At 66.8% G+C, this 26,842-nt stretch carries 23 protein-coding genes; 10 read left to right on the top strand and 13 right to left on the bottom strand.

Translation table 11 applies throughout. The annotated features are described in order from the left end of the window. Positions 1-177 precede the first annotated feature (177 nt). From recO to rpoE, 9 genes are all read right to left on the bottom strand, one after another. Positions 178-897 carry a DNA repair protein RecO gene (gene recO / locus V3B30_RS22490; RefSeq protein ID WP_100473566.1) on the bottom strand — a complete coding sequence of 240 codons (720 nt, stop codon included), beginning with the start codon at positions 895-897 and terminating at the stop codon, positions 178-180. An 18-nt stretch (positions 898-915) separates the two neighbouring features. After that, complete coding sequence (gene era, locus V3B30_RS22485) at positions 916-1,812, bottom strand: GTPase Era (RefSeq protein WP_262082817.1); 897 nt, start codon at positions 1,810-1,812, stop codon at positions 916-918. Beyond that, positions 1,809-2,489, bottom strand: a complete 681-nt coding sequence (gene rnc, locus V3B30_RS22480) for a ribonuclease III (protein WP_100473567.1) — start codon at positions 2,487-2,489, stop codon at positions 1,809-1,811. The genes era and rnc overlap by 4 nt, the downstream gene beginning before the upstream one ends. Then, positions 2,479-2,862 (bottom strand): DUF4845 domain-containing protein, encoded by a 384-nt coding sequence (locus tag V3B30_RS22475; RefSeq protein ID WP_014038086.1) that lies wholly within the window; start codon positions 2,860-2,862, stop codon positions 2,479-2,481. The genes rnc and V3B30_RS22475 overlap by 11 nt, the downstream gene beginning before the upstream one ends. Positions 2,863-2,914: 52 nt before the next feature. Beyond that, positions 2,915-3,709: a signal peptidase I gene (gene lepB / locus V3B30_RS22470; protein WP_262082818.1), complete on the bottom strand. Its 795-nt coding sequence runs from the start codon at positions 3,707-3,709 to the stop codon at positions 2,915-2,917. A gap of 54 nt (positions 3,710-3,763) precedes the next feature. Further along, positions 3,764-5,557 carry a translation elongation factor 4 gene (lepA, locus tag V3B30_RS22465; RefSeq protein WP_162292096.1) on the bottom strand — a complete coding sequence of 598 codons (1,794 nt, stop codon included), beginning with the start codon at positions 5,555-5,557 and terminating at the stop codon, positions 3,764-3,766. Positions 5,558-5,739: 182 nt separating this feature from the next. Next, positions 5,740-7,275 (bottom strand): DegQ family serine endoprotease, encoded by a 1,536-nt coding sequence (locus tag V3B30_RS22460; protein WP_262082819.1) that lies wholly within the window; start codon positions 7,273-7,275, stop codon positions 5,740-5,742. A 74-nt stretch (positions 7,276-7,349) separates the two neighbouring features. Further along, complete coding sequence (locus V3B30_RS22455) at positions 7,350-8,231, bottom strand: sigma-E factor negative regulatory protein (RefSeq protein WP_100473571.1); 882 nt, start codon at positions 8,229-8,231, stop codon at positions 7,350-7,352. Then, positions 8,228-8,848: an RNA polymerase sigma factor RpoE gene (gene rpoE, locus V3B30_RS22450; RefSeq protein ID WP_014038091.1), complete on the bottom strand. Its 621-nt coding sequence runs from the start codon at positions 8,846-8,848 to the stop codon at positions 8,228-8,230. The genes V3B30_RS22455 and rpoE overlap by 4 nt, the downstream gene beginning before the upstream one ends. A gap of 235 nt (positions 8,849-9,083) precedes the next feature. On the opposite strand from rpoE, the gene V3B30_RS22445 reads away from it, so the two are divergent. The 4 genes from V3B30_RS22445 to V3B30_RS22430 all read left to right on the top strand — a co-directional run bounded on the left by V3B30_RS22445 (position 9,084) and on the right by V3B30_RS22430 (position 14,239). Further along, positions 9,084-11,147 (top strand): 3-hydroxyacyl-CoA dehydrogenase NAD-binding domain-containing protein, encoded by a 2,064-nt coding sequence (locus V3B30_RS22445; protein ID WP_262082820.1) that lies wholly within the window; start codon positions 9,084-9,086, stop codon positions 11,145-11,147. A gap of 731 nt (positions 11,148-11,878) precedes the next feature. Beyond that, the gene (locus V3B30_RS22440) at positions 11,879-12,742 is read left to right on the top strand and encodes a pirin family protein (protein WP_049427674.1); all 864 of its coding nucleotides are present in this window, start codon (positions 11,879-11,881) and stop codon (positions 12,740-12,742) included. Positions 12,743-12,863: 121 nt separating this feature from the next. Further along, complete coding sequence (gene aqpZ / locus V3B30_RS22435; protein WP_100473573.1) at positions 12,864-13,583, top strand: aquaporin Z; 720 nt, start codon at positions 12,864-12,866, stop codon at positions 13,581-13,583. Positions 13,584-13,780: 197 nt separating this feature from the next. Beyond that, positions 13,781-14,239: a hypothetical protein gene (locus tag V3B30_RS22430; RefSeq protein WP_100473574.1), complete on the top strand. Its 459-nt coding sequence runs from the start codon at positions 13,781-13,783 to the stop codon at positions 14,237-14,239. Positions 14,240-14,358: 119 nt separating this feature from the next. Here the strand turns inward: V3B30_RS22430 and V3B30_RS22425 are convergent, their stop codons facing one another. Beyond that, complete coding sequence (locus tag V3B30_RS22425; protein WP_262082821.1) at positions 14,359-15,210, bottom strand: pirin family protein; 852 nt, start codon at positions 15,208-15,210, stop codon at positions 14,359-14,361. A gap of 215 nt (positions 15,211-15,425) precedes the next feature. Here V3B30_RS22425 and V3B30_RS22420 point away from each other — a divergent pair, with 215 nt between their 5' ends. Both V3B30_RS22420 and V3B30_RS22415 read left to right on the top strand, forming a co-directional pair. After that, positions 15,426-17,507: a carbon starvation CstA family protein gene (locus V3B30_RS22420; protein ID WP_088026772.1), complete on the top strand. Its 2,082-nt coding sequence runs from the start codon at positions 15,426-15,428 to the stop codon at positions 17,505-17,507. Beyond that, a complete protein-coding gene (locus V3B30_RS22415) occupies positions 17,507-17,731 on the top strand; it encodes a CstA-like transporter-associated (seleno)protein (protein WP_005410613.1) in 225 nt (74 codons plus the stop codon). The genes V3B30_RS22420 and V3B30_RS22415 overlap by 1 nt, the downstream gene beginning before the upstream one ends. A gap of 421 nt (positions 17,732-18,152) precedes the next feature. Here the strand turns inward: V3B30_RS22415 and V3B30_RS22410 are convergent, their stop codons facing one another. Beyond that, positions 18,153-19,403: a DUF819 family protein gene (locus tag V3B30_RS22410; protein WP_262082822.1), complete on the bottom strand. Its 1,251-nt coding sequence runs from the start codon at positions 19,401-19,403 to the stop codon at positions 18,153-18,155. A gap of 134 nt (positions 19,404-19,537) precedes the next feature. Here V3B30_RS22410 and V3B30_RS22405 point away from each other — a divergent pair, with 134 nt between their 5' ends. Continuing rightward, entirely contained in the window at positions 19,538-19,930 is a 393-nt protein-coding gene (locus V3B30_RS22405; protein WP_100473578.1) for a VOC family protein, read from the top strand. Between the two features lie 33 nt (positions 19,931-19,963). On the opposite strand, the gene V3B30_RS22400 is transcribed toward V3B30_RS22405, so the two are convergent. Together V3B30_RS22400 and V3B30_RS22395 are read right to left on the bottom strand one after the other, a co-directional pair. After that, complete coding sequence (locus V3B30_RS22400; RefSeq protein WP_100473579.1) at positions 19,964-21,250, bottom strand: HAMP domain-containing sensor histidine kinase; 1,287 nt, start codon at positions 21,248-21,250, stop codon at positions 19,964-19,966. Further along, positions 21,237-21,950, bottom strand: coding sequence for a response regulator transcription factor (locus V3B30_RS22395; RefSeq protein ID WP_100473580.1), 714 nt, complete (start codon positions 21,948-21,950; stop codon positions 21,237-21,239). The genes V3B30_RS22400 and V3B30_RS22395 overlap by 14 nt, the downstream gene beginning before the upstream one ends. Positions 21,951-22,081: 131 nt before the next feature. Between V3B30_RS22395 and V3B30_RS22390 the strand changes: the two genes are divergently transcribed. The 3 genes from V3B30_RS22390 to V3B30_RS22380 all read left to right on the top strand — a co-directional run bounded on the left by V3B30_RS22390 (position 22,082) and on the right by V3B30_RS22380 (position 26,310). Next, positions 22,082-23,785, top strand: coding sequence for a glycosyltransferase family 39 protein (locus V3B30_RS22390; RefSeq protein ID WP_262082823.1), 1,704 nt, complete (start codon positions 22,082-22,084; stop codon positions 23,783-23,785). A 111-nt stretch (positions 23,786-23,896) separates the two neighbouring features. After that, positions 23,897-24,664 (top strand): phosphatase PAP2 family protein, encoded by a 768-nt coding sequence (locus tag V3B30_RS22385; RefSeq protein WP_100473582.1) that lies wholly within the window; start codon positions 23,897-23,899, stop codon positions 24,662-24,664. Beyond that, positions 24,661-26,310 (top strand): phosphoethanolamine transferase, encoded by a 1,650-nt coding sequence (locus V3B30_RS22380; RefSeq protein ID WP_262082824.1) that lies wholly within the window; start codon positions 24,661-24,663, stop codon positions 26,308-26,310. Before V3B30_RS22385 ends, V3B30_RS22380 begins: the two co-directional genes overlap by 4 nt. Positions 26,311-26,842 lie beyond the last annotated feature (532 nt).

Below are 26,842 nucleotides of genomic sequence, written 5' to 3'. Positions count from 1 at the left end.
GGTCCGGTTGCGGGGGCGTGAGCCGCATGGATGCGGCGACCGAGCTTACATGGACGTACTTGCAGCGCCCCCCTCAACCGGACCCACCCCGCCTACCCACGGTATGCACGCTGTTGCTGTTGCTGTTGCTGTTGCTTTGGCCTCGGCAGGTGCAGGGCTGCAAGCCCTGCCGCCCCCTCAACGCCTGGGCGCGAGCTGCTCGAGCATTTCCCAGGATTTCAGGCCGCGCGGCCCCAGGTGATGGGCCAGCACCCGCCGCATCGGCAGGCGCAGGCTGGCCAGGTCGGCGGCATCCGGCTCTTCATCTGCCGCCAACGCCAGCAGCGCCGAGCCAGTGGCCGCTGCCCGGCGCTCCCCGCCGCGCTCGCTCAGCAGGCGCTGCGCGCCCTCCTGCGGATCCAGTTCGTAGCGCGCCGCCGGGTCGATCGGCTGGCCATCGCTGGCACTGTCCAGCTCGAAACCCAGGCCCAGCGAAGACAGCAGCTCGCGTTCGAAACGGCGCAGGGTCCAGGCCAGACCGGCGCCCACCGCCAGCCGTGCGCGCGCCTCGCCGTAGGCCAGGTACAGTTCCGGCAACGGGTCCTGGCGCGGGGCCAGGCGCAGGGTCAGTTCACTCAGGTAGAAGCCGGCCAGCATCGCCTGGCCGACCAGGCGCGGCGCGGCATCCAGCGCCTCGGCACCACGCAGCTGGGCCAGTTCACCGCGCTGCTGGGCACTGAAGCGGATCCACTGCAACGGCTGGAGGGCGGCACGCAGCACCTGGCCCTTGGCAGTGGACACGCCACGCGCCAGCAAGCCAATGCGGCCATGCTGCGCGCTCAACACTTCGACCAGCAGGCTGGTCTCGCGGTAGGCCCGTGCATGCAGCACGAAGCCGGTGTCGTCCTCGATCATCATCGAAGCGACCGTCGCGGCTTATTCGTAGCCGAAGGCCTTCAGCGCGGCCTCGTCGTCGGACCAGCCTTCACGCACGCGCACCCAGGTTTCCAGGAACACCTTGGCCCCGAACAGACGCTCCATCTGCAGGCGGGACTTGGCGCCGATCTCCTTCAGGCGAGCGCCGCCCTTGCCGATCACGATGGCCTTCTGGCCCTCGCGCTCGACCCAGATCACCGCGCCGATGCGCAGCAGGTTGCCGTCCTCGGTGAAGCGCTCGATCTCGACGGTTGTGGCGTACGGCAGTTCCTCGCCGAGCTGTCGCATCAGCTGCTCGCGCACCAGTTCACCGGCCAGGAAACGCTGGCTGCGGTCGGTGATCTCGTCCTCGCCGAACATCGGCGGGGCTTCCGGCAAAAGCGTCAGCACGTCGCGCACCAGTGCTTCCAGGCCGTTGCGCTTCTGCGCGGAGATCGGATGCACGGCGGCGAAATCGCGACCTTCGGTCACCTGCTGAAGGAACGGCAGCAGCGCGCCCTTTTCCTTCAGGCGATCGATCTTGTTGACCACCAGAACGACCGGAATACCGGCGTCGCGCAGCACGTTGAAGGCCAGGCTGTCTTCTTCATCCCAGCGGCCGGCTTCGATCACCAGCAGGCCAGCATCAACGCCTTCCAGCGAGCCACGCGCGGCGCGGTTCATTACCCGGTTCATTGCCCGCTTCTGCACTTTGTGCAGGCCGGGGGTGTCGACCAGCACCAGCTGGCCTTCCGGATAGGTGGCGATGCCCAGCAGGCGATGACGGGTGGTCTGCGGACGATTGGAGACGATGCTGACCTTGGCACCGACCAGGGCATTGGTCAGGGTCGACTTGCCCACGTTCGGGCGGCCGATGACGGCCACGCTGCCGCAATGATGGGGAGTTTGTTCGCTCACTTGGAATCCAGTTGTTCTAGGACGGCCGCAGCCGCCTGTTGTTCGGCAAGCCGCCGCGAGGGGCCTTCGCCCTCGGTGCTGGCGGCCGGGTCAGCTACGATGCAGCGTACCCGGAAATGTTTGGCGTGGTCGTCACCGGATTCTGACACCAGTTCGTACTGCGGCAACGCCTTCTGACGGGCCTGCAGCCACTCCTGCAGGCGGGTCTTGGGATCCTTCTCGGGCCGGCCGGAGGCCGGCAGTGCCTCGATCGAAGCGCTGAACCAGGGCAGTACCACCGCCCGGCAGGCCTCGAAGCCGGCGTCCAGGTAGATCGCGGCCACCACGGCTTCCACCGCGTCGGCCAGGATCGAATCACGACGATGTCCGCCGGACTTCATTTCGCCCGGGCCCAGGATCAGCCGCTCACCCAGTTCCAGGGTACGTCCAATCACCGCCAGCGCGCCCTCACGCACCAGCTCGGCGCGGGCACGGGTCATCGCGCCTTCGTCAGCCTTGGGCCAGCGTCGGTACAACGCCTCGGCCGCCATCATGTTGACGATGCTGTCGCCCAGGAATTCCAGGCGCTCGTTGTGTGGCGCACCGGCACTGCGATGGGTCAGCGCCTGCTTCAGCAGCGCCGGGTCGTGGAAGGGATGACCGATCAGGTCACCACGTTGGAAAGGTTTATTCGGCACCGCTTCGGGTCAGGTCCTGGGATGAATCGAATTTGCCAACCACATCCAGGTTGCCGACCAGCGGACGGCGCACTTCGTAGTTGACCTTGAGGGTCCAGCCATTGTCGCGACGGTCGAACTTCACGTTGGCCGGCTTCACGTTTTCCGAGTAGTTGATGTACAGGCGCTTGAAGAACAGATCCTGGATCCGGGCCGGCTCCATGCTGCCCACCCCGGGCTCCTTGGCCAGGCTCTTCATCGCCGAGCGCACCGCGTAATACTCCTGGTACATCGGGAACAGCTTCATGCCGATGTAAAGGAAGAAACCGACCACGATCAGGACCGCCAGGAACGAGGTCAGGGTCATGCCACGCTGCGTGTTCATCGTCTTCATTGCGTTCTCCCCAGATACGCGTTGGATGTGAAAATACTCGGTTGATGCCTGATCAGTTGATGCTCGAGCCGATCCGCGACGGCTCGAAGCCATCCTTGCAGAACCAGCCCTGGCAGTTCAGCCAGATCAGGAAGGCCTTGCCTCGCAGGTTTTCTTCCGGCAGCAGCCCCCAGAAACGGCCATCGTCGCTGTTGTCACGGTTGTCGCCCATCACCAGGTACCTGCCGGCCGGCACGGTCCACTGGCCCTGGCCGCGCGGATAGTCGGTCTCCAGCACGGTGTGGGTACGACCGGGAAGGTGCTCGACCAGCAGGTTGGCGCCCTCGCCCTGGCCCTTGTGGCCGGCATAGATGCCCTTGTTGTCGTACTTCAGCGGCTCGCCGTTGAGGATCACGCCGTCGCTTTCGAAGACCACGGTGTCACCTGGCACGCCGATCACGCGCTTGATGAAGTTCTCGCCCTTGGCCGGGTCGTTGTCGCTGTGGCCGGGGAAGTGGAACACCACCACGTCGCCGCGCGACGGCTCGCCGAACGGCACGATCTTGGTGTTGCTGATCGGCAGGCGCAGGCCGTAGGAGAACTTGTTGACCAGGATGAAATCGCCGATCAGCAGGTTCGGCATCATCGAGCTGGACGGGATCTTGTACGGCTCGGCGATGAAACTGCGCACGACCAGCACGATCGCCAGCACCGGGAAGAACGCGCGCGAGTAATCCACCAGCACCGGCTCGGAATCGAGCAGGCCCGCGCGCTGGGCGCGACGCTTGGCGAGATACAGCTTGTCCGCGAGCAGGATCAGGCCCGAGGCCAGGGTCAGCACGACCAGGAGGATCTCAAACAGTTTCATTCAGGGTCCTTTGCAACGTCACCAGACGACCGGCCCAGCAGGGCCGGTGCGGGCTTACTTGTTGTCCATCTGCAGCACGGCCAGGAACGCTTCCTGCGGAATCTCCACGCGGCCGACCTGCTTCATGCGCTTCTTGCCTTCCTTCTGCTTTTCCAGAAGCTTCTTCTTGCGCGAAACGTCGCCACCATAGCACTTGGCCAGCACGTTCTTGCGCATCGCCTTGACCGTGGTACGGGCGATGATCTGCGAGCCGACCGCGGCCTGGATGGCCACGTCGAACATCTGGCGCGGGATCAGGTCCTTCATCTTCTCGCACAGCTCGCGGCCGCGGCGATCGGCATGGCTGCGGTGCACGATCAGCGACAGCGCATCGACCTTGTCGCCGTTGATCAGCACGTCCACGCGCACGAACGGGCCCGCGTCGAAGCGCACGAAGTGATAGTCCAGCGAGGCATAGCCACGGCTGACCGACTTCAGCTTGTCGAAGAAGTCCAGGACCACCTCGGCCATCGGCAGCTCATAACTGATCTGCACCTGGCTGCCCAGGTAGTTGATGCCGATCTGGCTGCCGCGCTTTTCCTCGCACAGCTTGATGATGTTGCCGATGTACTCCTCGGGGGTGAGCACGTTGGCACGGATGATCGGCTCACGGATCTCTTCGACCTGGTTCACCGGCGGCAGCTTGGCCGGGTTGTCCATGTTGATGATCGAGCCATCGGTCTTCAGGACCTCATACACCACCGTCGGCGCGGTGCTGATCAGGTCAAGGTTGTATTCGCGCTCCAGGCGTTCCTGCACGATTTCCATGTGCAACATGCCGAGGAAGCCGCAGCGGAAGCCGAAGCCCATCGCCTCGGAGCTCTCCGGCTCGAAACGCAGCGCGGCATCGTTCAGGCGCAGCTTGTCCAGCGCTTCGCGCAGGTCCGGGTAGTCCTCGGCATCGACCGGGAACAGGCCGGCGAACACGCGCGGCTGCATTTCCTGGAAGCCCGGCAGCGGCTTCGGCGCCGGGTCGCCAGCCAGGGTCAGGGTGTCGCCGACCGGGGCGCCGTGCACGTCCTTGATGCTGGCGGTCACCCAACCCACTTCACCGGCCTTCAACGCCGGCAGCACCTTGCGCTTCGGGGTGAACACGCCGACGTTGTCGACCTGGTGATTGCGGCCGGTCGACATCACCTGCAGCTTGTCGCCGGCCTTGATCTCGCCCTGCATCACGCGCACCAGCGAGACCACGCCCAGGTAGTTGTCGAACCAGGAATCGATGATCAGCGCCTGCAGCTTCTCGGTATCGCGCGGCGTCGGCGGCGGGATGCGGTGCACGATCGCTTCCAGCACGTCCTGCACGTTCAGGCCGGTCTTGGCGCTGACCGGCACGGCGTCGGAGGCGTCGATGCCGATCACGGCCTCGATCTCGGCCTTGGCACGCTCGATGTCGGCGGTGGGCAGGTCGATCTTGTTGATCACCGGCACCACTTCCAGGCCCTGCTCCACGGCGGTGTAACAGTTGGCCACCGACTGCGCTTCCACGCCCTGGGCGGCATCGACCACCAGCAGCGCACCTTCGCAGGCGGCCAGCGAACGGCTGACTTCATAGGAGAAGTCGACGTGGCCGGGCGTGTCGATGAAGTTCAGGTGGTAGGTCTGCCCGTCCTTGGCCAGGTACGGCAGCGACACCGACTGCGCCTTGATCGTGATGCCACGCTCGCGCTCGATCGGATTGGAATCGAGCACCTGCGCTTCCATCTCGCGGGCCTGCAGGCCACCGCAGAGCTGGATGATGCGGTCGGCCAACGTGGACTTGCCGTGGTCGACATGGGCGATGATGGAGAAGTTGCGGATGTTCCGCATCGAATCAGAAGACATAGGTGGCGGCGGCGCGCGGCGTCGTCAGGGTAACGGTCGATTATCGCACGCCCAGCGCCCGGCCGCGAAAACCGGCTGCCGGACACCCGCCCGGAACGACCGAAGCCCCGCCGGGGCGGGGCTTCGGGGAGAAACGCAGGGGGCCGCCGGAGCGGCCCCGGCAGGCCTTACTGGCCGGCCTTGACCGCCACGAAGGCGCTGTTGCCATTGGCCGTGCGGACCAGCAGCATCACCACGTCGCCCTTCTTGAAGCTGGACAGCGCCCGGTTCAGGGCATCCACGCTGCCGACCGCAACGCGGCCGACCTGCAGGATCACCATGCCCGGCGACAGGCCGGCATCCCGCGCTGCCTGGCCCTTGACCCCGGTGATGCGCACGCCTTCGTTGCCGTTGAGCCCGAACTGCTTGCGCTGGGCCGCATTCAGATCGCTGACGTCCAGCCCCAGCAGGGCATTGGCGCCGGTCTGCGGAGCCGCCTCTGCATTGCCGGTCGCCGGCCCGCGGGCACTGGCCTGCCCGTCTTCGCTCAGCGCGGTCAGCGTGGCACTGAGCTCATGCGGCTTGCCGTCGCGGTACACCACCAGGTTCACCTTGCTGCCCGGCGCCATCGCACCGATCAGCGGCGGCAGGTCGGACCAGCTGTTGACCGCGCTGCCGTTGACCGAGCGGATGACATCGCCCACCTGCACACCGGCCTTGGCGGCTGCACTGCCGGCCACGATCTGGTTGACCAGGGCGCCACGGCTGTCCGGCAGGCCCAGGCCCTGCGCCTTCAGCGAATCGATCGGCTCGACCACCGCGCCGAGCTGGCCTCGGGTGACCTTGCCGCTCTTCTTGATCTGCTCGACCGCACTCATCGCCAGGTCGATCGGGATCGCGAAGCTGATGCCCATGTAGCCGCCGGAGGCGGAGAAGATCTGCGAGTTGATGCCGACCACTTCGCCGCGGGTATTGAGCAGCGGTCCACCGGAATTGCCCTGGTTGATCGCCACGTCGGTCTGGATGAACGGCACGTAGCGCTGATCGGCACCGCCGGTGCTGCGGCCCAGCGCGCTGACGATACCGGCCGTGACCGAGTGGTCGAGGCCGAACGGCGAACCGATCGCGACAACCCACTGGCCCGGCTTCAGGGTGTTGGAGTCGCCCACGCGCACGGTCGGCAGGTTCTTGCCGTCGATCTTCAGCAGGGCCACGTCGTACTGCTGGTCACTGCCCACCACCTTGGCGGTGAACTCGCGGCTGTCGCCCAGCTTGACCTTCACCTCACTGGCGTCGGCCACCACGTGGTAGTTGGTCAGCACATAGCCATCGGGGGAAATGATGAAGCCCGAGCCCATGCCGCGGCCCTTGATGCTGGGGCCACCGTCCGGGCCGCCAGGGCCCTGCCCCGGCATCGGGAAATCCGGTCCGAAGAAGCGGCGGAAGAACTCCGGCATGTCATCGTCACCGCCCATCGGGCCCCGCGAGGCCTGACGGTTGTTGCGGACGATGGTGGTGTCGACGTTGACCACGCCCGGGCCGACCTGTTCGACCAGGTTGGTGAAGTCGGGCAGGCCGCTGACCAGCGGCTGTGCGGGTACCCGCGGCGCTGCGGCCGGCGCTGGCTGGGGCTGGGCGGCAGGCGCCGGCGCCTGGGCACAGGCCATCAGGGGAAGGGTCAGGGCCAGCAGGCCAATGGCCTGCGTGCGGAGTCGGGGAGTCATCGGACGGCAACCTCCGGGTCGGATGGAAAAAGGAATACGGGCCCCGCCGACGGCGGGGCGTGAAGGCGCCCGGCTCAGTCGCGCGGGCGCGGCGGCACCGGCAGGTCGTCCTGCAGGCGCGGCTCGAATGGGTAGAACGCCGCACCACCGGCGTGAGCCGGGAAGCTGGCATTGAGCGCGCCACCGGCGGCGGGCGCCAGGCTGGAGCGCGGCCACGGCCGGGCCTGCAACCCACCGACCTCACCGAACGGCAGGTTGCGGTTGGCGCTGGCGGGCACGGTCGGAGTCAACGGTGCCTGCGCGGAAGCCACGGCGCGCAGCGGCACATCGTCACGCTGGGCGGCACGCGCAGCCTGCTGGCTGCGGGTGGCACTGGCGCGGCGGGCGTCCTGGCGGCGGCTGGCGGCAGCCATCGCCACGGCCGGCGCAGCCGCAACGGCCACTGCCGCGGTATCCACCGATGCTTCGGTGACCGTCACCGGGCGGCTCGGTGCCGGCGCCAGCTGGGCCTCGCTGGCAATCACCTGGGGGGCCAGCGGCTCGCCCGGTGTGGCCTCCTGCAGCTTCTCGCCGCCCATGAACAGCGCCACGGCCGCCACCGAGGCGGCCAGTGCGGCACCGCCCCCCCAAGCCCGCCAGCCACTGCGGCGTACCTGGCGACGGGGCTCGGGCTGCGGCGCGGGCTCGGCGGCAACAGCAGCGGCCACGGCGGCGCTGAAACCGGCCGGTGCCAGCACCGAGGCCTGCCCGCGCATCACGTCGCCCAGCAGCTGCCAACGCTCCTGGCAGCCGGCCAGTTCGGGGTCGTGCTCCATCCGGCGCAGCAGGAAGCGCGCTTCATCAGCGCCCAGCTCGCCATCGACCAGGGCCGACAGCTGTTCGCGATGGCGCTGGTCCAGGCGCTGCCCGGCGGGCGATTGATGGTTCTGCGATTCGTTGAACGGATTACTGGTCATACGCGGCTCTTCTCACGGGTGGCGCTGCCGATGTCCAACAGCGGCCGGAGTTCGGTGTCGATCGCCTCGCGCGCCCGGAAAATCCGTGACCGCACGGTGCCGATCGGGCACCCCATCTTCTGCGCGATATCCTCGTAACTCAGGCCTTCCACCTCGCGCAGGGTGATCGCCGACCGGAGTTCTTCCGGCAGCGCGTTGACGGCCTTCATGACCGTCTGTTCCAGCTCCTGGCGCATCAATTCGCGCTCGGGCGTATCGGTGTCCCGCAGGCGGGTACCGCTGTCGAACTGCTCGGCGTCGCCGATGTCGATGTCGTCGGTCGGCGGACGGCGATTGTGTGAAGCCAGGTAGTTTTTGGCGGTATTCACGGCGATTCGATGCAACCAGGTTGAGAACTGGGCATCGCCACGGAAACTTCCGATCGCGCGGTAGGCACGGATGAAAGTGTCCTGGGCGACGTCCTGACATTCGCTCCAGTCGGCGATGTAGCGACCGACCAGGGCCACGACCCGATGCTGGTACTTGCGCACCAGGACATCGAATGCGGCACTCTCGCCGTGCTGCACGCGCCGGACCAGTTCCAGATCCAGCTCCTGAGGTGTATCAACATCGGCCATGAGGGGCCGCACTCCTGTCAGCCCAACCGACGTCGGGCAATGAGACTGCCAATCCCGGGAAAAGTTCAGTCGCCGATCACCTGGCGCCGCACCAGCTTTTAACCACCGTTCCGTTAGCGTCCCGGTCCACGGCCATGGATCCGGGGTCGCCACTCCCCTGCTATTGGGATTTGACGCGGGGGAAACAACCTCTGGATCATAGCCGCTTCTCCATACACAACCGGATGGAACGTCCATGCTCTCAGGCTTCGATGGTCTCCGCTTCAGCCACTGGCACCCCGAGATCCGCGACGACGGCGTGGTGGTTCTCTCCCTGGATCGTCAGGACAGCAGCGTCAACGCGATGTCGCAGGATGTGCTGCTGGAACTGGGCGACCTGCTCGAGCGCATCGCGCTTGACCCGCCCAAGGGCGTGGTGATCCAGTCGCTGAAGAAGGCCGGCTTCATTGCCGGTGCCGACCTGAAGGAGTTCCAGGAATTCGATCGTCGCGGCACCGTCAACGACGCCATCCGGCGTGGCCAGGCCACCTACCAGAAGCTGGCCGAGCTGCCCTGCCCGACCGTGGCGGCCATCCACGGCCACTGCCTCGGCGGCGGCACCGAGCTTGCCCTGGCCTGCCGCTACCGCGTGGCCTCCAATGACAGCAGCACCCGCATCGGCCTGCCGGAAACCCAGCTGGGCATCTTCCCGGGCTGGGGCGGCAGCGCGCGCCTGCCGCAGCTGGTCGGCGCCCCGGCGGCGATGGACATGATGCTGACAGGCCGCACCCTGTCGGCCTCGGCCGCGCGTGGCATCGGCCTGGTCGACAAGGTGGTGGCACCGGCGGTGGTGCTCGACACTGCCGTGGCGCTGGCGCTGTCCGGCACCACGCGCCCGTTCAAGCAGCGCGCGACGGCCTGGGCCACCAACACCTGGCTGGCACGCACGCTGCTGGCGCCACAGATGGTCAAGCAGGTCGCACGCAAGGCCAAGAAGGACCAGTACCCGGCGCCGTATGCATTGATCAGCACCTGGCAGCGCAGCGGCGGCAAGCCGATCCAGGCCCGCCTGGACGCCGAGCGGCGGGCCGTGGTGAAGCTGGCCAGCACGCCGACCGCGCGCAACCTGATCCGCATCTTCTTCCTGACCGAGCGCCTGAAGGGCCTCGGCGGTGGTGATTCCGGCATCCGCCACGTGCACGTGGTCGGTGCCGGCGTGATGGGCGGTGACATCGCCGCATGGGCCGCGTACAAGGGCTTCGAGGTAACCCTGCAGGACCGCGAGCAGCGCTTCATCGACCCGGCCATGGAACGCGCACAGGCGCTGTTCGCCAAGAAGGTGCGCGACGAGAGCAAACGCCCCGCCGTGGCCGCGCGCCTGCGTGCCGACCTGGAAGGCAATGGCGTGGCCGAGGCCGACCTGGTGATCGAGGCGATCATCGAGAACCCCGAAGCCAAGCGTGCGCTGTACCAGACGCTCGAGCCGAAGATGAAGCTGGATGCGCTGCTGACCACCAACACCTCGTCGATTCCGCTGGTGGAGCTGCGCGACCATATCCAGCGCCCGGCGCAGTTCGCCGGCCTGCACTACTTCAACCCGGTGGCACAGATGCCGTTGGTGGAGATCATCCATCACGACGGCATGGCGCCGGAGACCGAGCGCCGCCTGGCCGCGTTCTGCAAGGCACTGGGCAAGTTCCCGGTGCCGGTGGCCGGCAGCCCGGGCTTCCTGGTCAACCGCGTGCTGTTCCCGTACATGCTGGAAGCTGCCACTGCCTACGCCGAAGGCATCCCGGGCCCGGTGATCGACAAGGCCGCCGTGAAGTTCGGCATGCCGATGGGCCCGATCGAACTGATCGACACCGTGGGCCTGGACGTGGCCGCCGGCGTCGGCCGCGAACTGGCACCGTTCCTGGGCCTGCAGATTCCGGCCGCGCTGCAGACCGTGGAGCCGGACAAGCGCGGCAAGAAGGATGGCCAGGGCATCTACACCTGGGAGAACGGCAAGCCGAAGAAGCCGGACGTTGCCAGCGACTACCAGGCCCCGGCCGACCTGGAGGACCGCCTGATCCTGCCGCTGTTGAACGAGGCGGTGGCCTGCCTGCACGAAGGCGTGGTGGCCGATGCAGACCTGCTGGATGCCGGCGTGATCTTCGGCACCGGTTTCGCACCGTTCCGCGGCGGCCCGATCCAGCACATCCGTGCGGTGGGTGCTGATGCGATCGTCGAGCGTTTGAAGGCATTGCAGCAGCGCCACGGCGACCGCTTCGCGCCGCGCCCGGGCTGGGACAATCCCATCCTGCGCGAACCGGTGGTTTGATCGGCCGGGCCTGCGGCCCGGCACCCGCAGAGGCAACGTCAAGTTCTAAAGCAGAAGCCAGAGCCAAAGCGGCTCTGGCTTTTCTGTTTGGTGGGCGGGGGGGGGGGGGGGGGGGGGGGGCCGCCCCCAGAACCCCCCCCCGGGGGGGGCGGGGGGGGCGCGAGGGGCCCCCGGGCGGCCCCGCCCCCCCCCCCCCCCCCCCCCCCCCCCCCCCCCCCCCCCCCCCCCCCCCCACCCCTGACAGCTTCCCGGTGACGGTCGGTGAACCGCGAATCTGGTTGATGGCTACTGCGAACTGGTGGGTGGCTACCTTGGTTGCCACCAGGAGCGAAGCGACCGGCGTTTGATTTTGATTTTCTTTTTTCTTCTCCGTGGCTGGACAGCACACGGAAACTGTCAGAGGTCGGCGGGTGGGTTGCGCAGGACCGTTGGCGCCATGGATGGCGCCATCGAGCCCCCATGGATGGGTTTACGGCGTGTCCTGCGCAACCCCGGCCCCGGCGCGTGGCCCCCCCCCCCCCCGGCCGGTGCTTGCGGCCGCGCCCCCCCCCCCCCCCCCCCCCCCCCCGGCCAAGCGCGGCTTTTGATTTTCCTTCCGCCTTCAGCGACCAACCCACAGCCACGAGGGGCTGCGCCGTTGGCTGGAACAACCTGTTACCCATACGGGGCATGTCCCCGCCACAGCCGCATGCGATGCTGATCACCTGATCCCTGCCAGCGAGAACGCCCGCATGACCACCATCATCGCCCCGCGCGTGCACGACATCGGCGGCCTCGAAGTCCGTCGCGCCGTCCCCACCCTGCAGGCGCGCAGCATCGGCTCGTTCGTGTTCGTCGACCAGATGGGCCCGGCACTCATGCACCCCGGTACGGCCATCGACGTGCGCCCGCATCCGCACATCGGCCTGGCCACCGTCACCTACCTGTGGTCGGGCGCCATCGGCCACCGCGACACGCTGGGCTCGGACCAGGTGATCCGTCCCGGCGACGTCAACTGGATGACCGCCGGCCGCGGCATCGCCCATTCCGAGCGCACGCCGCAACCGGACCGCGACCACGACAACCCGATCCATGGCATGCAGACCTGGGTCGCACTGCCGAAGTCGCATGAGGAAATCGAGCCGGCGTTCTACCACCATGCCGCCGCCACCCTGCCCGAGCAGCGCCGCAATGGGGCTTGGTTGCGGGTGATCGCCGGCCGTGCCTATGGCGAGGAATCGCCGGTGAAGGTGTTCGCCGACACGCTCAACGTGGCGATCGATCTCGACCCGGATGCAGAGATCGATATCGACGACGGCCACCGCGAGCGCGCGTTGTACATCCTCGAAGGCGAGGCGCAGCTCGATGGCGTGGACATCCCCGCTCAGCACCTGGTGATTCCCGAAGCCGGCGCGCGAGGGCGCCTGCGCGCGAAGACGCCGGTCAAGGCGATGCTGTTCGGTGGCGAGCCGCTCGATGGCCCGCGCCACCTGTGGTGGAACTTCGTGTCCAGCTCGAAGGAGCGCATCGAGCAGGCCAAGCACGACTGGGAAGCCGGCCGCTTCGGCACCATTCCGGGCGACGACAAGGAGTTCATTCCCCTGCCCCAGTACTGAACATCGCGTGTTGCACACATCCGAAGGTGTATCCCTGCACCCGGCGTTGACGCTACAGTCACCCGCTGATCACTGAAATGTGACATAAATCACACTTTAGATCGTCAAAGGAGTGCAACACATGAGCATGGGTAAACGCTTGTCCGCCGAGTTCCTCGGCACGTTCTGGCTGGTTCTGGGTGGCTGTGGCAGTGCCGTGCTGGCCGCCAAGTTCGGGGGTGACGGCAATCCGCTGGGTATCGGTTTCCTCGGCGTTGCGCTGGCCTTCGGCCTGACCGTGGTGACCGGCGCCTATGCGTTCGGCCACATCTCCGGCGCGCACTTCAACCCCGCGGTCAGTGTCGGCCTGTGGGCCGGCGGTCGTTTCCCGACCAAGGACCTGATCCCGTACATCATCGCCCAGGTGGCTGGCGGCCTGCTGGCCGGTTTCATCCTGCTGCAGATCGCCTCCGGCGCCAGCGGCTTCGCCATCGATGGCAGCCAGGCCGGTGCGTTCGCCAGCAACGGCTACGGCGCACTGTCGCCCGGTGGTTACAGCGTGGCAGCGGCCTTCCTGTGCGAAGTGGTGCTGACCGCGGTGTTCCTGATCGTGATCATGGGTGCCACCCACGGCAAGGCACCGGCCGGCTTCGCCCCGCTGGCGATCGGCCTGTCGCTGACCCTGATCCACCTGATCAGCATCCCGGTCACCAACACCTCGGTGAACCCGGCTCGCTCCACCGCCGTGGCCTTCTTCGCCGGCAGCGGCGCAATCGGCCAGCTGTGGCTGTTCTGGGTCGCGCCCCTGCTGGGCGGCGCGATCGGCGGCATCATCTACAAGTGGATCGGCAGCGACCGCTGATCCACGCGGCACCCATTGCGGCCGACCCTCGGCCGCAATGGTTACTTCTGTAACCGCGAATTGTGCGATCGCTCACGTTCCGTTAAGGTTGAGTTGACCGTCCGTGCACATGCCGGATGGGGCGGCATCCGGGGATGGGATGCCATGGCCGCTGGCGCTGCTGGCGGAGCCAAACAACTCATCACCTTGGGGGATGCATGAAGTTCGTGCCTGTCATGTTGTCGAGCCTGCTGTTTGCTGCGGCCCAGGCCGCCGCGCAGGCGCCGTCCGAATGTCCTTCGCTGCCCGCCAGCAGTGGCCTGCAGTGGCAGCAAGTGGTGCAGGCCGATTTCCTGGTCTGCCGCGCCAGCACCACCGATGGTCGCGAAGTGCTGAGCCTGATGCTCAGCGCGCGTGATCCCGCCATTCCGCTGAGCCGCTCGCTGCGCCAGGAAAAAGGCAGCTTCGCTGGTGAATCACTGTACTGGTACCAGCCCGACCTGGGCGGCCAGCAACCGCCGGGGTATGCCGAGCGGCGCATCAGCGTGGTCAAGATCGACAAAGGGCGTTACGCGCAGATTTCGCTGTATCCGGACAGCGCGCAGGAGCTGGGCTCACTGCAGCAGCTGGCGCAGGGCATGAGCCTGACCCCGTCGGCCGTGGCCGCCGGGCGCTGACGGTGATGGGGATGACTGCCTGGCAGCATCCCCGCAGGATCCGACGCGCGGGACGTCCGCCGGGCATGGCCCGGCGGCGTTACCGGTATCTTTCGCCGGGCATGGCCCGGCGCTACCCGTCAGAACCTGCCTTCCTGGAAATCGACGAAGGCCTGCATCAGTTCCTGCCGCGTGTTCATCACGAACGGGCCGTGGCGCATCACCGGCTCACGCAGCGGACGGCCTGCTACAAGGATCAGCCGCGCGCCTTCGCTGCCGGCCGAAACATGCAGCTGTTCGCCGCCGCCCAGCACCGCCAGTTCCTGGCGCGCGACATCGCGGGCAGCGTCCTGCTCACCCACCGTCAGCGCTCCTTCGAATACATAGGCGAAGGCGTTGTGGCCTTCCGGCAGCGTATAGGTCCAGGCCCGGTCGGGCGCCAACGTGATGTCGAGGTAAAACGGCTCGGTGGCCGGTTGCACGATCGGGCCGCGGGTGCCGCCGACCGTACCGGCGATCACCTTCACCTCCACACCCGGCTCCGGGTGCACCACGGGAATGCGCTCGGGTGCGAATTCCTGGTACTTCGGGTCGGTCATCTTCTCCTTCGCCGGCAGGTTCACCCACAGCTGGAACCCGCGCATCTGCCCGCTTTCCTGCTCGGGCATCTCCGAGTGCACCAGGCCACGGCCAGCGGTCATCCACTGCACGCTGCCCGGGGTCAGCAGGCCTTCGTTGCCGTGGTTGTCGCGATGCCGCATGCGCCCGTCGAGCATGTAGGTGACGGTCTCGAAACCGCGATGCGGATGCTCCGGGAAGCCTGCGATGTAGTCCTCGGCGCGGTCGGTACCGAATTCATCGAGCAGCAGGAACGGATCCAGGTCGGGCAGCGTGGGGCCGCCGATGACGCGGGTCAGGCGCACGCCGGCACCGTCGGAGGTGGGCATGCCACGGATGGTGCGCAGCACGCGGACCGGTTCGGGGAAGCTCATGGCGACTCCTGTTGGATGGATGCCACTGAAGATGGACGCCACACGGCCGTAGGCCAATGGATGGCTCCGCAACCGATTGTTCCATCCCTGACGTTCGCTGCACGTCAGCGCGCCCTGCGTACGACCAAAGTACTACCGCAGATTCGTCCTGTGCCAATTGACCCTGTCGAAGGCAAGCAGGACTCTTTGACTGTCTTTCCGGGAGAGAGCACCTCATGAAAGGGTTTTCCAAACTGGGCTGGGCGGTACTCGCTCTGCTCGGCGCGTTCTGTCTGGGCACCGTGGCGCTGCGCCGCGGCGAACACATCAATGCCCTGTGGATCGTCGTCGCGGCGGTTTCGCTGTACCTGGTCGCCTACCGCTTCTACAGCCTGTTCATCGCCAACAAGGTGATGCAGCTGGATCCGACCCGGGCCACCCCGGCGGTGATCAACAACGATGGCCTGGACTACGTGCCGACCAACAAGCACGTCCTGTTCGGCCACCACTTCGCCGCCATCGCCGGCGCCGGTCCGCTGGTCGGCCCGGTGCTGGCCGCGCAGATGGGCTACCTGCCCGGACTGCTGTGGCTGGTGGTGGGCGTGGTACTGGCCGGTGCGGTGCAGGACTTCATGGTGCTGTTCCTGTCCAGCCGTCGCAACGGCCGCTCGCTGGGCGACCTGGTGCGGGAGGAGATGGGCCAGGTGCCCGGCACCATCGCGTTGTTCGGTGCATTCCTGATCATGATCATCATCCTGGCGGTGCTGGCGATGGTGGTGGTCAAGGCGCTGGCCGAAAGCCCGTGGGGCATGTTCACCGTGATCGCGACGATGCCCATCGCGATCCTGATGGGTGTGTACATGCGCTACATCCGCCCCGGCAAGATCGGCGAGATCTCGGTGGTTGGCCTGATCCTGCTGCTGGCCGCGATCTGGTACGGCGGCAAGGTCGCCGCCGACCCGGTGTGGGGCCCGGCGTTCACCTTCACCGGCACCCAGATCACCTGGATGCTGATCGGTTACGGCTTCGTCGCCTCGGTGCTGCCGGTGTGGCTGCTGCTGGCCCCGCGCGACTACCTGTCGACCTTCCTGAAGATCGGCACCATCATTGCGCTGGCCATCGGCATCCTGGTGGTGATGCCGGAACTGAAGATGCCGGCGCTGACCCAGTTCGCCGCCAGCGGTGATGGCCCGGTGTGGAAGGGCGGCATGTTCCCGTTCCTGTTCATCACCATCGCCTGCGGTGCGGTCTCCGGCTTCCATGCCCTGATTTCCTCCGGCACCACGCCGAAGCTGCTGGCCAATGAAGCGCACATGCGTTACATCGGCTACGGCGGCATGCTGATGGAATCGTTCGTGGCGGTGATGGCACTGGTGGCGGCCTCGATCATCGATCCGGGCATCTACTTCGCGATGAACAGCCCGGCGGCAGTGATCGGTGCCGATGCGGCCTCGGCGGCGCACTACATCACCAACACCTGGGGCTTCACCATCACCCCCGAGCAGCTGACCGCGACCGCGGCGGCGATTGGCGAGCCGACCATCCTGCACCGCGCCGGTGGTGCGCCGACGCTGGCGGTGGGCATCGCGCAGATCCTGCACCAGGCCATCCCCAGCAGCAGCGACGCGATGATGGCGTTCTGGTACCACTTCGCGATCCTGTTCGAAGCACTGTTCATCCTCACCGCGGTGGACGCCGGCACCCGCGCCGGTCGCTTCATGCTGCAGGACCTGCTGGGCAACTTCGTGCCGGCCCTGAAGAAGACCGAATCGTGGACCGCCAACATCATCGGCACCGCCGGCTGCGTGGCGCTGTGGGGCTACCTGCTGTACACCGGCGTGGTCGATCCGTTCGGTGGCATCCAGACGCTGTGGCCGCTGTTCGGCATCTCCAACCAGATGCTGGCCGGTATCGCGCTGATGCTGGGCACGGTGGTGTTGTTCAAGATGAAGCGTGACCGCTATGCCTGGGTCACCGCGGTACCGGCGGTGTGGCTGCTGATCTGCACCACCTACGCCGGCTTCATCAAGATCTTCGACAGCAATCCGGCGCAGGGTTTCCTGGCACAGGCACACAAGTTCCAGGCCGCGCTCGCCAGCGACACCATCACCGCACCGGCCAAGTCCGTGGCGCAGATGAAGCAGATCGTGGTCAACGCCTACGTCAACACCGGCCTGACCGCGCTGTTCCTGCTGGTGGTGGGCGCGGTGCTGGTGTATTCGATCAAGACCATCCTGGCGGCCCGCCGCAATCCGCAGCGCACCGACCGCGAGACCCCGTACGTGGCGCTGAAGCCGCATGAAATGGTGGATCTGTGATGAGCACGCAACTGGTTCCCGCCGGCCAGTACCAGGCGCACCGCCGTATCTGGCGGCGCCTGGTGCAGACCGCACGGCTGTGCTGTGGCATTCCTGATTACGACAATTACGTCCGGCACATGCTGGAAAAGCACCCGGACCAGGAGCCGATGGACTACAAGACGTTCTTCCGCGAGCGCCAGGAAGCGCGTTACGGCGGGCGCAACGGCGGCCGCTGCTGTTGAGCAGTTAGGCGGGTGCCGGGCTTACAGCCCGGCGCCCGCAGAGGCAACTGCAACTGCAACGGCCAAAGCGTCGGCTCTGGTGTGAGTTTGGCGGGGTGGTGTCGGATGGCGGGGACGCCGTAAACCCGTCCTTGGGGGCTTGGCCGCGGCATCCATGCCGCGGACACCCCGCCATCCGCCCCCCCCCCCACCTTCGACAGATTTCCGGTGACGGCAGAGGCATCAGGGGGCAGATCCGTTTCCGCGGGGAAACGGATCTGTCCTTTCTTTGTTCATAGATACCCATGAAGTGCATCCACGCATGACGTGGATCTATCCGGTGGCAGGCAAAAAGAAAGCCGAGCGTGGGCTAGGCTCTGCACGGGGAAAGCGTGTCCACGGCAATTACCGTGAACACGCAACATGATCGTCAGCTCAGGACTCAGGCTCCGGCCATCCACTTCAGCATCAGGCCGGTGACATAGGCCAGCCCGGTGCCGGTGGCATAGCCCACCGTGCCCAGCAGCACGCCCACCGGGGCCAGGGTCGGATGGAATGCCGCTGCCACCACCGGCGCCGACGCCGCAGCGCCGATGTTGCCCTGCGAACCGATCGCGAAGAAGAACAGCGGCGCGCGCAGCAGCTTGGCCACCACCCACAGCACCAGCACGTGCGTGGCCATCCAGATCGCGCCGAGCAGGAACAGCCACGGCCGATCCAGCAGCGACAGCAGGTTCATCTGCATGCCGATGCAGGCGATCAGGAAATACAGGAACACCGTGCCCAAGCGCGACGCACCCGCCGCTTCCAGCCGGCGCGCGCGGGTGAAGCTCAGGCCCAGGCCCATTGCGGTGGACAGCAGGATCACCCAGACGAACTGGCTGTCGAGGCTGAACTGGCTGGCCCAGCTGACATTGGCCTTGAACCAGCCCGCCAGCGGCGCGGCGATGGCATGGGCCAGGCCGACACCACCCAATGCCACGCCAACGATCACCATCAGGTCGGTCATGCTGGGAATGCGCGCGTTCTGTGCCTCGTAGGCACTGATGCGTGCCTTCATCTCGTCGATGGCACGGGTATCGGCACCGTTGCGGGTGTCGATCTGCTGCGCGCGGTTGGCCAGGAACAGCAGGATCGCCATCCACAGGCTGGCGCAGGCCACGTCGACCACCGCGAACTGGCCGAAGGTGGTGGCATCGGTGCCGAACACTTCGCGCATGGCGACCATGTTGGCGCCGCCGCCGATCCAGCTGCCGGCCAGCGCGGCCATGCCGGCCCAGGTGTCACCGGCCACGGTTTCCGGATGGATCAGCTTCATCAGCTGGAACGACACGATGGCGCCGAGCATGATGCCGGCGGTGCCCGCGCAGAACACCAGCAGCAGCTTCGGGCCGAGCTTGATGACGCCCTTCAGGTCGATCGAAAGTGTCAGCAGGACCAGCGCCGCCGGCAGCAGCACGTCGCGCGCGACCGGGTTGTACAGCGAGGTGTTGTGGCCATCGATGACACCGGTGGTGTTGTAGATGGCGGGGATGAAATAGCACAGCAGCAGTGCCGGCACCCAGGCGAAGATCTTCTTCAGCAACGGGGTCGGACCACTGGCGGCCCAGAAGATCAGGGCCAGGGTGGCAGCAATCAGGCCCAGGCCAACGATGTCGTTGCTGATCAGGGCAGTAGCGGGTTCGGTCGGCATGGGATCCTCTGTCGATCGAAAGAGCGGGAAAAAAAAGCGCCGCATAAAGCGGCGCACGATGAGATTAACATTGTCTTCACGCCGGGTCATGCTGCAGTGCCGGCCACGACCACATCCCCTCAGGGAGCCCACTCATGCAGCTTGGCGCCTTTTCGGTCAGCCTCTCGGTGAAGGATCTCGCGGCCTCTCGCGCCTTCTACGAAGCCCTCGGCTTTTCAGTCACCGGCGGTGACCCTGCCCAGAACTGGCTGGTGATGCGTAGCAACGGCACGGTGATCGGACTGTTCCAGGGCATGTTCGAGGGCAACCTGCTGACCTTCAACCCCGGTTGGGACCAGCACAAGCAGGAACTTCCCCGGTTCCAGGACGTGCGTGAGCTGCAGGCCGAGCTGGATGCCAAGGGCATCGCACTGGCAGTACGGACCGATCCCGATGGCCAGGGCACGGGCTATCTGCAGCTGGCCGATCCTGATGGCAATGTGATCCTGATCGACCAGCACGTGGCGCGACCGGCCAGCCCCCAGTGAGGCGGGGTTGCCGGCCAGCGGCCGGCACTACCGTCATGTGGGGCGCGAGGCACTGAAGTCGAGCGTTGCGCGCGTTCCGCGCGGTTCGCAGGGCTGCAGCTGCAGGGTCCAGCCCAGGTGGCCGCATAGCCGGGCGATCAGGTCCAGGCCGATGCCACCGCCACGATCGGCGCGCTCGCCGCGGGCCATGCGCGCGTGGATCGCCGCGATCTCCTCCGGGCTCATGCCATGCCCGGGATCCTGCAGGGTCAGTACTGCCGACGAATCCAGCTGCAGCACGATATGGCCACGGCCGCTGTTCTCGATGGCGTTGCGCAGCAGGTTGCCGATGGCGGCCTGCACCACCGCCATCGGCGCAACGATATCCACCGGCGCCGCCTGGATGCCGATGCTCAGGTCCTTGTCGCCGAGCAGGTGGCGATGGTCGTCGACAATCTCCGGCAACAGCTGGTCCAGCGCGATGCGCTCGGCACGCGCGGCCAGGCGCGCCGGATCACGCGCCAGTACCAGCAGCAGCTCGATCAGCTGCTCCACGCTCTGCGCCGTGCGCAGCACCCGCTGCATCTGCTGGCGCGCGCGCTCGGGCAGGCCCGGTTGCTCCAGCGCCAGTTCGGCGGCGCCGGTCATCACCGCGATCGGCGTGCGCAGTTCGTGGCTGGCGGTGCTGATGAAGACCCGTTCACGCTCGACGAACTGCTCATTGCGATCGAGGTAGTCGTTCAGCGCATCGGCGATGGTGTGCAGCTCGGAACTGCCGCGCGGGTCGACATCGATTCGCTGGCCCTGCACGCCCGGCCGCAGAGCGCCGATGTGCTGGGCCAACAGGCTCAACGGGCGCACCATGCGCTCCATGCCGAAAGACGCCATCAACACGGTGACGAAGATCATGATCACCCCGGCCAGCATCACCCAGCGCGTGGCGAACTGTTCCAGGTCATGGAAATCGGAGATGTCCAGCGCCAGTGCTACCCGTCCCATCGACTGGGTTTCACGCACCATCACCGCCGTCTCGCGGCCCTTGACCATCACGCCGTCATGCAGCCCCGGATGCAGGGTGCGCAGGCTCTCCGGCAGATTGACCGCGTCGAAGCGGTACAGGCTCAGCGTGTCCGAGTCCTGCCAGCGGTAATGAGGCTCGTGCTCGACATGCTCGACGATGCTGTCCAGTTCGGAATTGAGCAGCGCGCGCCACGCGGCGTGCTCGGCGTGTTCGTGCACGTAGTTGCCGACACTGAACACCGCGATCGACAGCAGTGCCAGGTACCCGAGCAGCCACCACACCACCCGCCGGTACAGCGGCCCCGGCTTACGCGCCCTCATCAGCATTCCTGCCAGCGTCGGCACCGTCCATCACCGCCAACCGATAGCCCACCCGCGGCAGCGTATGGATCAGCTTCTCGGCAAACGGTCCATCCACACTGCGGCGCAGCTCGTAGACATGCGAACGCAGCAGGTCGCCATCCGGCGGTTCGTCGCCCCAGAGCGCGAACTCCAGCTGCTGGCGGGTGACCGCACCCGGGCTTGCGCGCATCAGCACTTCCAGCAGTTTGCGGCAGGCCGGGTACAGGTGCAGCACCTGGCCCTCACGCTGAACCTCCAGCGTCGCCAGATCCAGTACCAGGTCGCCGACCTGCAGCCGTTTGCGCGGGTTGCGCCCCTGCGCACGCAGCAGCAGTGCCTCCAGCCGCACTTCCAGCTCAGGAAGGGCGAACGGCTTGGTCAGGTAGTCGTCGGCCCCGGCACGGAAACCGGCGATCTTGTCCGGCAGCTCGTCACGCGCGGTCAGCATGATCACCGGCACCTCCGACGCATGTTCGGCGCGCAGCCGGCGCAGCACCTCCGGCCCCTCCATGCGCGGCAGCATCCAGTCCAGGATCACCGCATCGTAGGGGTGGCTGCCGGCCAGATGCAGGCCGGTGATGCCATCCGGAGCCACGTCCAGCACATGCCCGCGCGACTCGAAATAGTCGAACAGGTTGGCCACCAGCTGGCGGTTGTCCTCGATCACCAACAGACGCATGCACGAAACATCCACGGAAGTTCGTACCATGGTAGCGCCGACCATGTCGGAATGCGGTCGACCTGCGCCCGTTCCGACGCCTTTCCTACTCCTGCCACGTCAGAGTGGCCGTTTTGCTCCCGGAGCCTGCCGTGCCCGTAGCCCTGCCCCGCCGTTGGCGCCTGCCCCTGTTGTGGCTGCTGATCATCGCTGCATTGGCAGCGGGCATCGGCCTTCGGCAGCCACAGCCGCCGGACGAGCCGCGCTTCGTGCTGGCCGCGCGGACCATGGTCGAGAGTGGGCAATGGCTGCTGCCGCATCGTGGCAGCGAGCTGTATGCCGAGAAACCACCGGTGTTCATGTGGCTGCAGGCGGCCGCCTACGAGGTGGTCGGCAGCTGGCAGTGGTCGTTCCTGCTGCCGTCGTTGCTGGGCGCCCTGCTGAGTCTGTGGCTGGTGTCGGATCTGGCACGGCGGCTGTGGTCGCCGCGGCATTCCATCTATGCCCTCGCGGCGCTGTTCTGCACCCTGCAGTTCGGGCTGATGGCCAAGCGTGCGCAGATCGACATGGTGCTGGTGGGGATGACCACCGTGGCCCTGTGGGGCTTGATGCGGCACCTGTGCGAACGTCGCAACCTGCCCGCGCTGTGGCTGGCCGGTTTCGCCGCTGGCCTCGGCACGGTGACCAAGGGCGTAGGTTTCCTGCCGCTGCTGCTGGTGCTGCCCTGGTTCGGCTGGTGGCTGTACCAGCGTCGCCGCGGGCGCAGCGTGGACGGTCCGCACCCGGCAACGCTGCTGTGGCTGATCCCGGCATTCCTGCTGGGCGTGGGCGTGTGGCTGGCGCCGCTGGGCTGGGCCCTGCTGCATACGCCCAGCGCCGAGCTGCAGGCCTACGCGCATGAGCTGCTGTTCAAGCAGACCGGCACCCGCTACGCCAATGCCTGGCACCACCGGCAGCCGGCCTGGTACTACCTGCAGGTGATCCTGACCCTGTGGCTGCCAGGCAGCCTTCTGCTGCCGATGCTGTTCAAGCCCTGGTGGCGCCGCATCCGTCGTGGCGATCGCCGCCAGTGGCTGCTGCTGGGCTGGGCCGTACTGGTACTGGTGTTCTTCAGTGCCAGCCCGGGCAAGCGCGAGGTGTACCTGCTGCCGATGCTGCCTGCAATGGCGCTGGCCGTAGCGCCGCTGCTGCCGGGCCTGCTGCGCCGGCTGTGCGTGCGCCGCTACCTGTTCGGTTACAGCGTGGTGCTGATGCTGGCCACCGGCGTGCTCGGCGTGATCCTGATGACCGAGCATCCGTGGGCCGTGGCGCAACTGGAGCGCCGGGCCATGCCGGATTCGCTGCTGCCGGTGCTGGGGGATGGCTTGCTGACCTTTGCCATTGCCTTGGCCACGCTGCTCGTGTGGCTGCGGGTACGCCGTGCCGCAACGCTGGTGCTGCTGACCCACGGCATGCTGTGGATGCTCTACGGCCTGGTGCTGATCCCGGCGCTGGATCCGTATGCGTCGGCGTCGGCGGTAATGCGCCGGGTGGGCGCGCGGATCGGCCCCGACGCAGAGTTGGCACTGGTTGCCTGGCGCGAACAGAACCTGCTGCAGGCAGATCGACCGGTGCGTGAGTTCGGCTTCAAGCGCCCGTGGGCCGAGCAGTGGCATGACGCCGGCCCGTGGCTGGCCGAGGCACCGGGCAAGCGCTGGCTGCTGGTGCTGGACGATGCGATGAGCCCCTGCGTGGACCCCACCAAGGTGATCGACATCGGCATTGCCAACCGGAATCGTTGGCAACTGCTTCCCGGCACGGCCTGGGACCCGCAGTGCCACGCCGAGCGGGCAGGATCAACCGCCGAAGAAGACTGAACGTCGACCCGTGCCGGGCAAGCATTAACCCGGCACGAACGAGCGTCCGACCCTTCTCCGACATGCAGGTGACGAGCATGACCGCGGATTCCCGAACCGCCCCTTCCCAGCATGCCCGTTCGTCCCATCGATTCAGTAGCGCCGCTTGCGACATCGCCACTGGCGTCAAGATTTGCCGTAACTCACCTTTGGCTGCCTGTAGCACTCGGTCTGCCGGTGTTTACGCTGCTGATGGGGATGGGCGGCGATCAATGGGTGGCCGATCACCTGTTCCGCCTTGAAGGCGGCCGCTGGGCGCTGCAGGACGCCTGGATCACCCGCACGGTGGTGCACAAGGTGGGCAAATGGCTGAGCACGGCAGCGGCGCTGGTGGCGATCCTGCTGTGCTTCCATCACTGGCGCAGGGGACGCGATCGCACCCTGCGATGGGCGCTGCTTTACGTTGTGATTGCCATGGCGCTGGGCACCGGCATGATCTCCCTGCTGAAGGCGCTGGTGCCGATGGAATGCCCGTGGGACCTGCTGCGCTACGGCGGGCACCAGCCTTTCATCGGGCTCTTCACGGCACGCCCCGCTGGCATGACCGCACAGGCCTGCTTCCCGGCCGGGCACGCCAGTGCTGGCTACGCATGGTTGTCCCTGTACTATTTCGCCCTGCTGTGGCGCCCGTCGTGGCGCTGGGCCGGGCTGTGGATCGGCCTCGGCAGCGGCCTGGTGTTCGGCATCAGCCAGCAGGTCCGGGGCGCGCATTTCCTTTCGCATGACGTCGCCACTGCATTGATATGTTGGCTGCTTTCGCTGGGCCTGTATCTCATTGTCAAGCGCATCCTGACACGCCGTCAGCTGGACCGTTCCAACCGCCAGGAGGCAAACGCATGAGTGCGTCGGTCCACCGCCTCGCCCGCCTTCCCGCGTTGGCGAGTCTTCGCCGCTGGCGGCCGCAGCTGTCCACCGAAGCACTGATCGCACTGACCAGCCTGTTCTTCGCGGTGGCCGGCAACGGCTTGTTCTGGCACAGCGCGATGGCCAGCCATCCGGGCAGCCTGCGCTATGCGCTTTCGCTGCTGCTGTTGCTGCTGGGTGCACACGGCGTGCTGCTGGGCCTCCTGGTCTGGCGCTGGAGCGCCAAGGTGGTGATCAGCCTGTTGCTGCTGGTGACCGCATTCGCTGCGCACTACATGAGCCGCTACCACATCTACCTGGATGCGGACATGCTGCGCAACGTGCTGGCGACCGACCCCAAGGAAAGCCGTGAGCTGATGACCGTGTCGCTGTTGTGGCCGGTGCTGTTGCTGGCGGTGCTGCCGATGATCGTGCTGTGGCGCGTGCAGCTGCGCCGTCGCAGCTGGGGCCGCAGCCTGCTCTGGCGCATCGGTTTCCTGGTGGCGGCGGCGGTAACCGCAGTGGGCGGTGCGCTGATCTCGTTCCAGGATATCTCCGCACTGATGCGCAACCAGCGCGAAGTGCGTTACCTCGCCACGCCGGCCAATGTGCTGCTGGGCTTGCCCCGTGCACTGCGTGGTGACAACCCGGTGCAGCGCGCGCCGAAGCTGCCGATCGGCACCGATGCCAAGGCCACCCCGCGTACTCCGGCCAGCAAGCCGCGCCTGCTGGTGATCGTCATGGGCGAGACCGTGCGTGCGCAGAACTGGGGGCTCAACGGTGGCCGCAATACCACCCCGGAGCTGGCCCAGGCCAGCGTGGTCAATTTCCCGGACATGCATTCGTGCGGCACCAGCACCGAAGTTTCGCTGCCCTGCCTGTTCTCGCCGTGGGGACGCCACGACTACGACGAGAAGAAGATCCGCGCGCACCAGTCGCTGCTGCATGTATTGAACCGTGCCGGCATCACCCCGCTGTGGCGTGACAACCAGTCCGGCTGCAAGGGCGTATGCGAAGGCCTGGACTTCCAGTCGCTGTCCGATGCCACCACGCCGGGCCTGTGTGCCGATGGCCGCTGCATGGATGAGATCCTGCTGCAGGACCTGGCCACCCAGGTACGTGCGAAACCGGGCGACCGCGTGGTGGTGCTGCACCAGCTGGGCAACCATGGCCCGGCCTACTTCGAGCGCTATCCACCCGCGTTCCGCCGCTTCACCCCGACCTGCGATACCCGTGACATCGGCCGTTGCTCGCGCGAAGAGATCACCAACAGCTACGACAACGCCGTGCTGTACACCGATCACTTCCTGACCAAGACCATCGGCACGCTGCAGGGCATGCAGGACTACGACACGGCGATGATCTACCTGTCCGACCACGGCGAGTCGCTGGGCGAGAAGGGCCTGTTCCTGCACGGCGTGCCGTACGCCATTGCCCCGGCCGAGCAGACCCGGGTACCGATGACGATGTGGTTCTCGCCGGGCTTTGCCAGCAGCCGCGGATTGGACCTGCAGTGCGTGCGCAAGCGTTCGGCGGCCTATACGGACCATGACAACCTGTTCCCGTCGGTGCTGGGCCTGATGCAGGTGAAGACCTCGCTGTACGAGCGAGACCGCGACGTGTTCGCCAACTGCGAGAGTTGAGGATTGTTCGGCAGGGCTTGCAGCCCTGCACCCGCAGAGGCAACGGCAACTTCAACGACCGAAGCAACAGCAACAGCGGGGTATCCGTGGGATGGCGGGGTGGGTCCGGTGGCGGGAGACGCCGTAAACCCATCCCTGGGGGCTTGGCCGCGGCATCCATGCCGCGGACACTCCCGCCACCGGACCCATCCCGCCTTCGACAGTTTTCCGCGATCTGTTGGAACGACCTTGGGGTCGGATCCGTTTTCCTTCGGAAATCGGATCCGACCCCATTCTTGTTTGTCGATACCTGACAGATGTGTCGACCAAGGTCGACACCTACCGACAGCACACGGAATCTGTCACAGGTGGGGCGGGGGGGGGGGGGGGGGGGGGGGGCGCCGGGGGGGGGGGGGGGGGGGGGGGCGCCCCCCCCCGCCCCCCCCCCCCCACCCCCCCCCCCCCCCCCGGGGGCGCCCCCCCCCCCCCCCCCCCCCCCCGCCCCCCCCACGGAATCCTCGCTTTTGAAGTTGACGTTGTCCTTGCTTGAAAG

This window comes from Stenotrophomonas sp. SMYL41, assembly GCF_036319965.1.
Lineage (GTDB): Bacteria > Pseudomonadota > Gammaproteobacteria > Xanthomonadales > Xanthomonadaceae > Stenotrophomonas > Stenotrophomonas maltophilia_R.
Note: the sequence above shows the minus strand (reverse complement) of the source record. Positions and strands in the feature narration are given on the sequence as shown.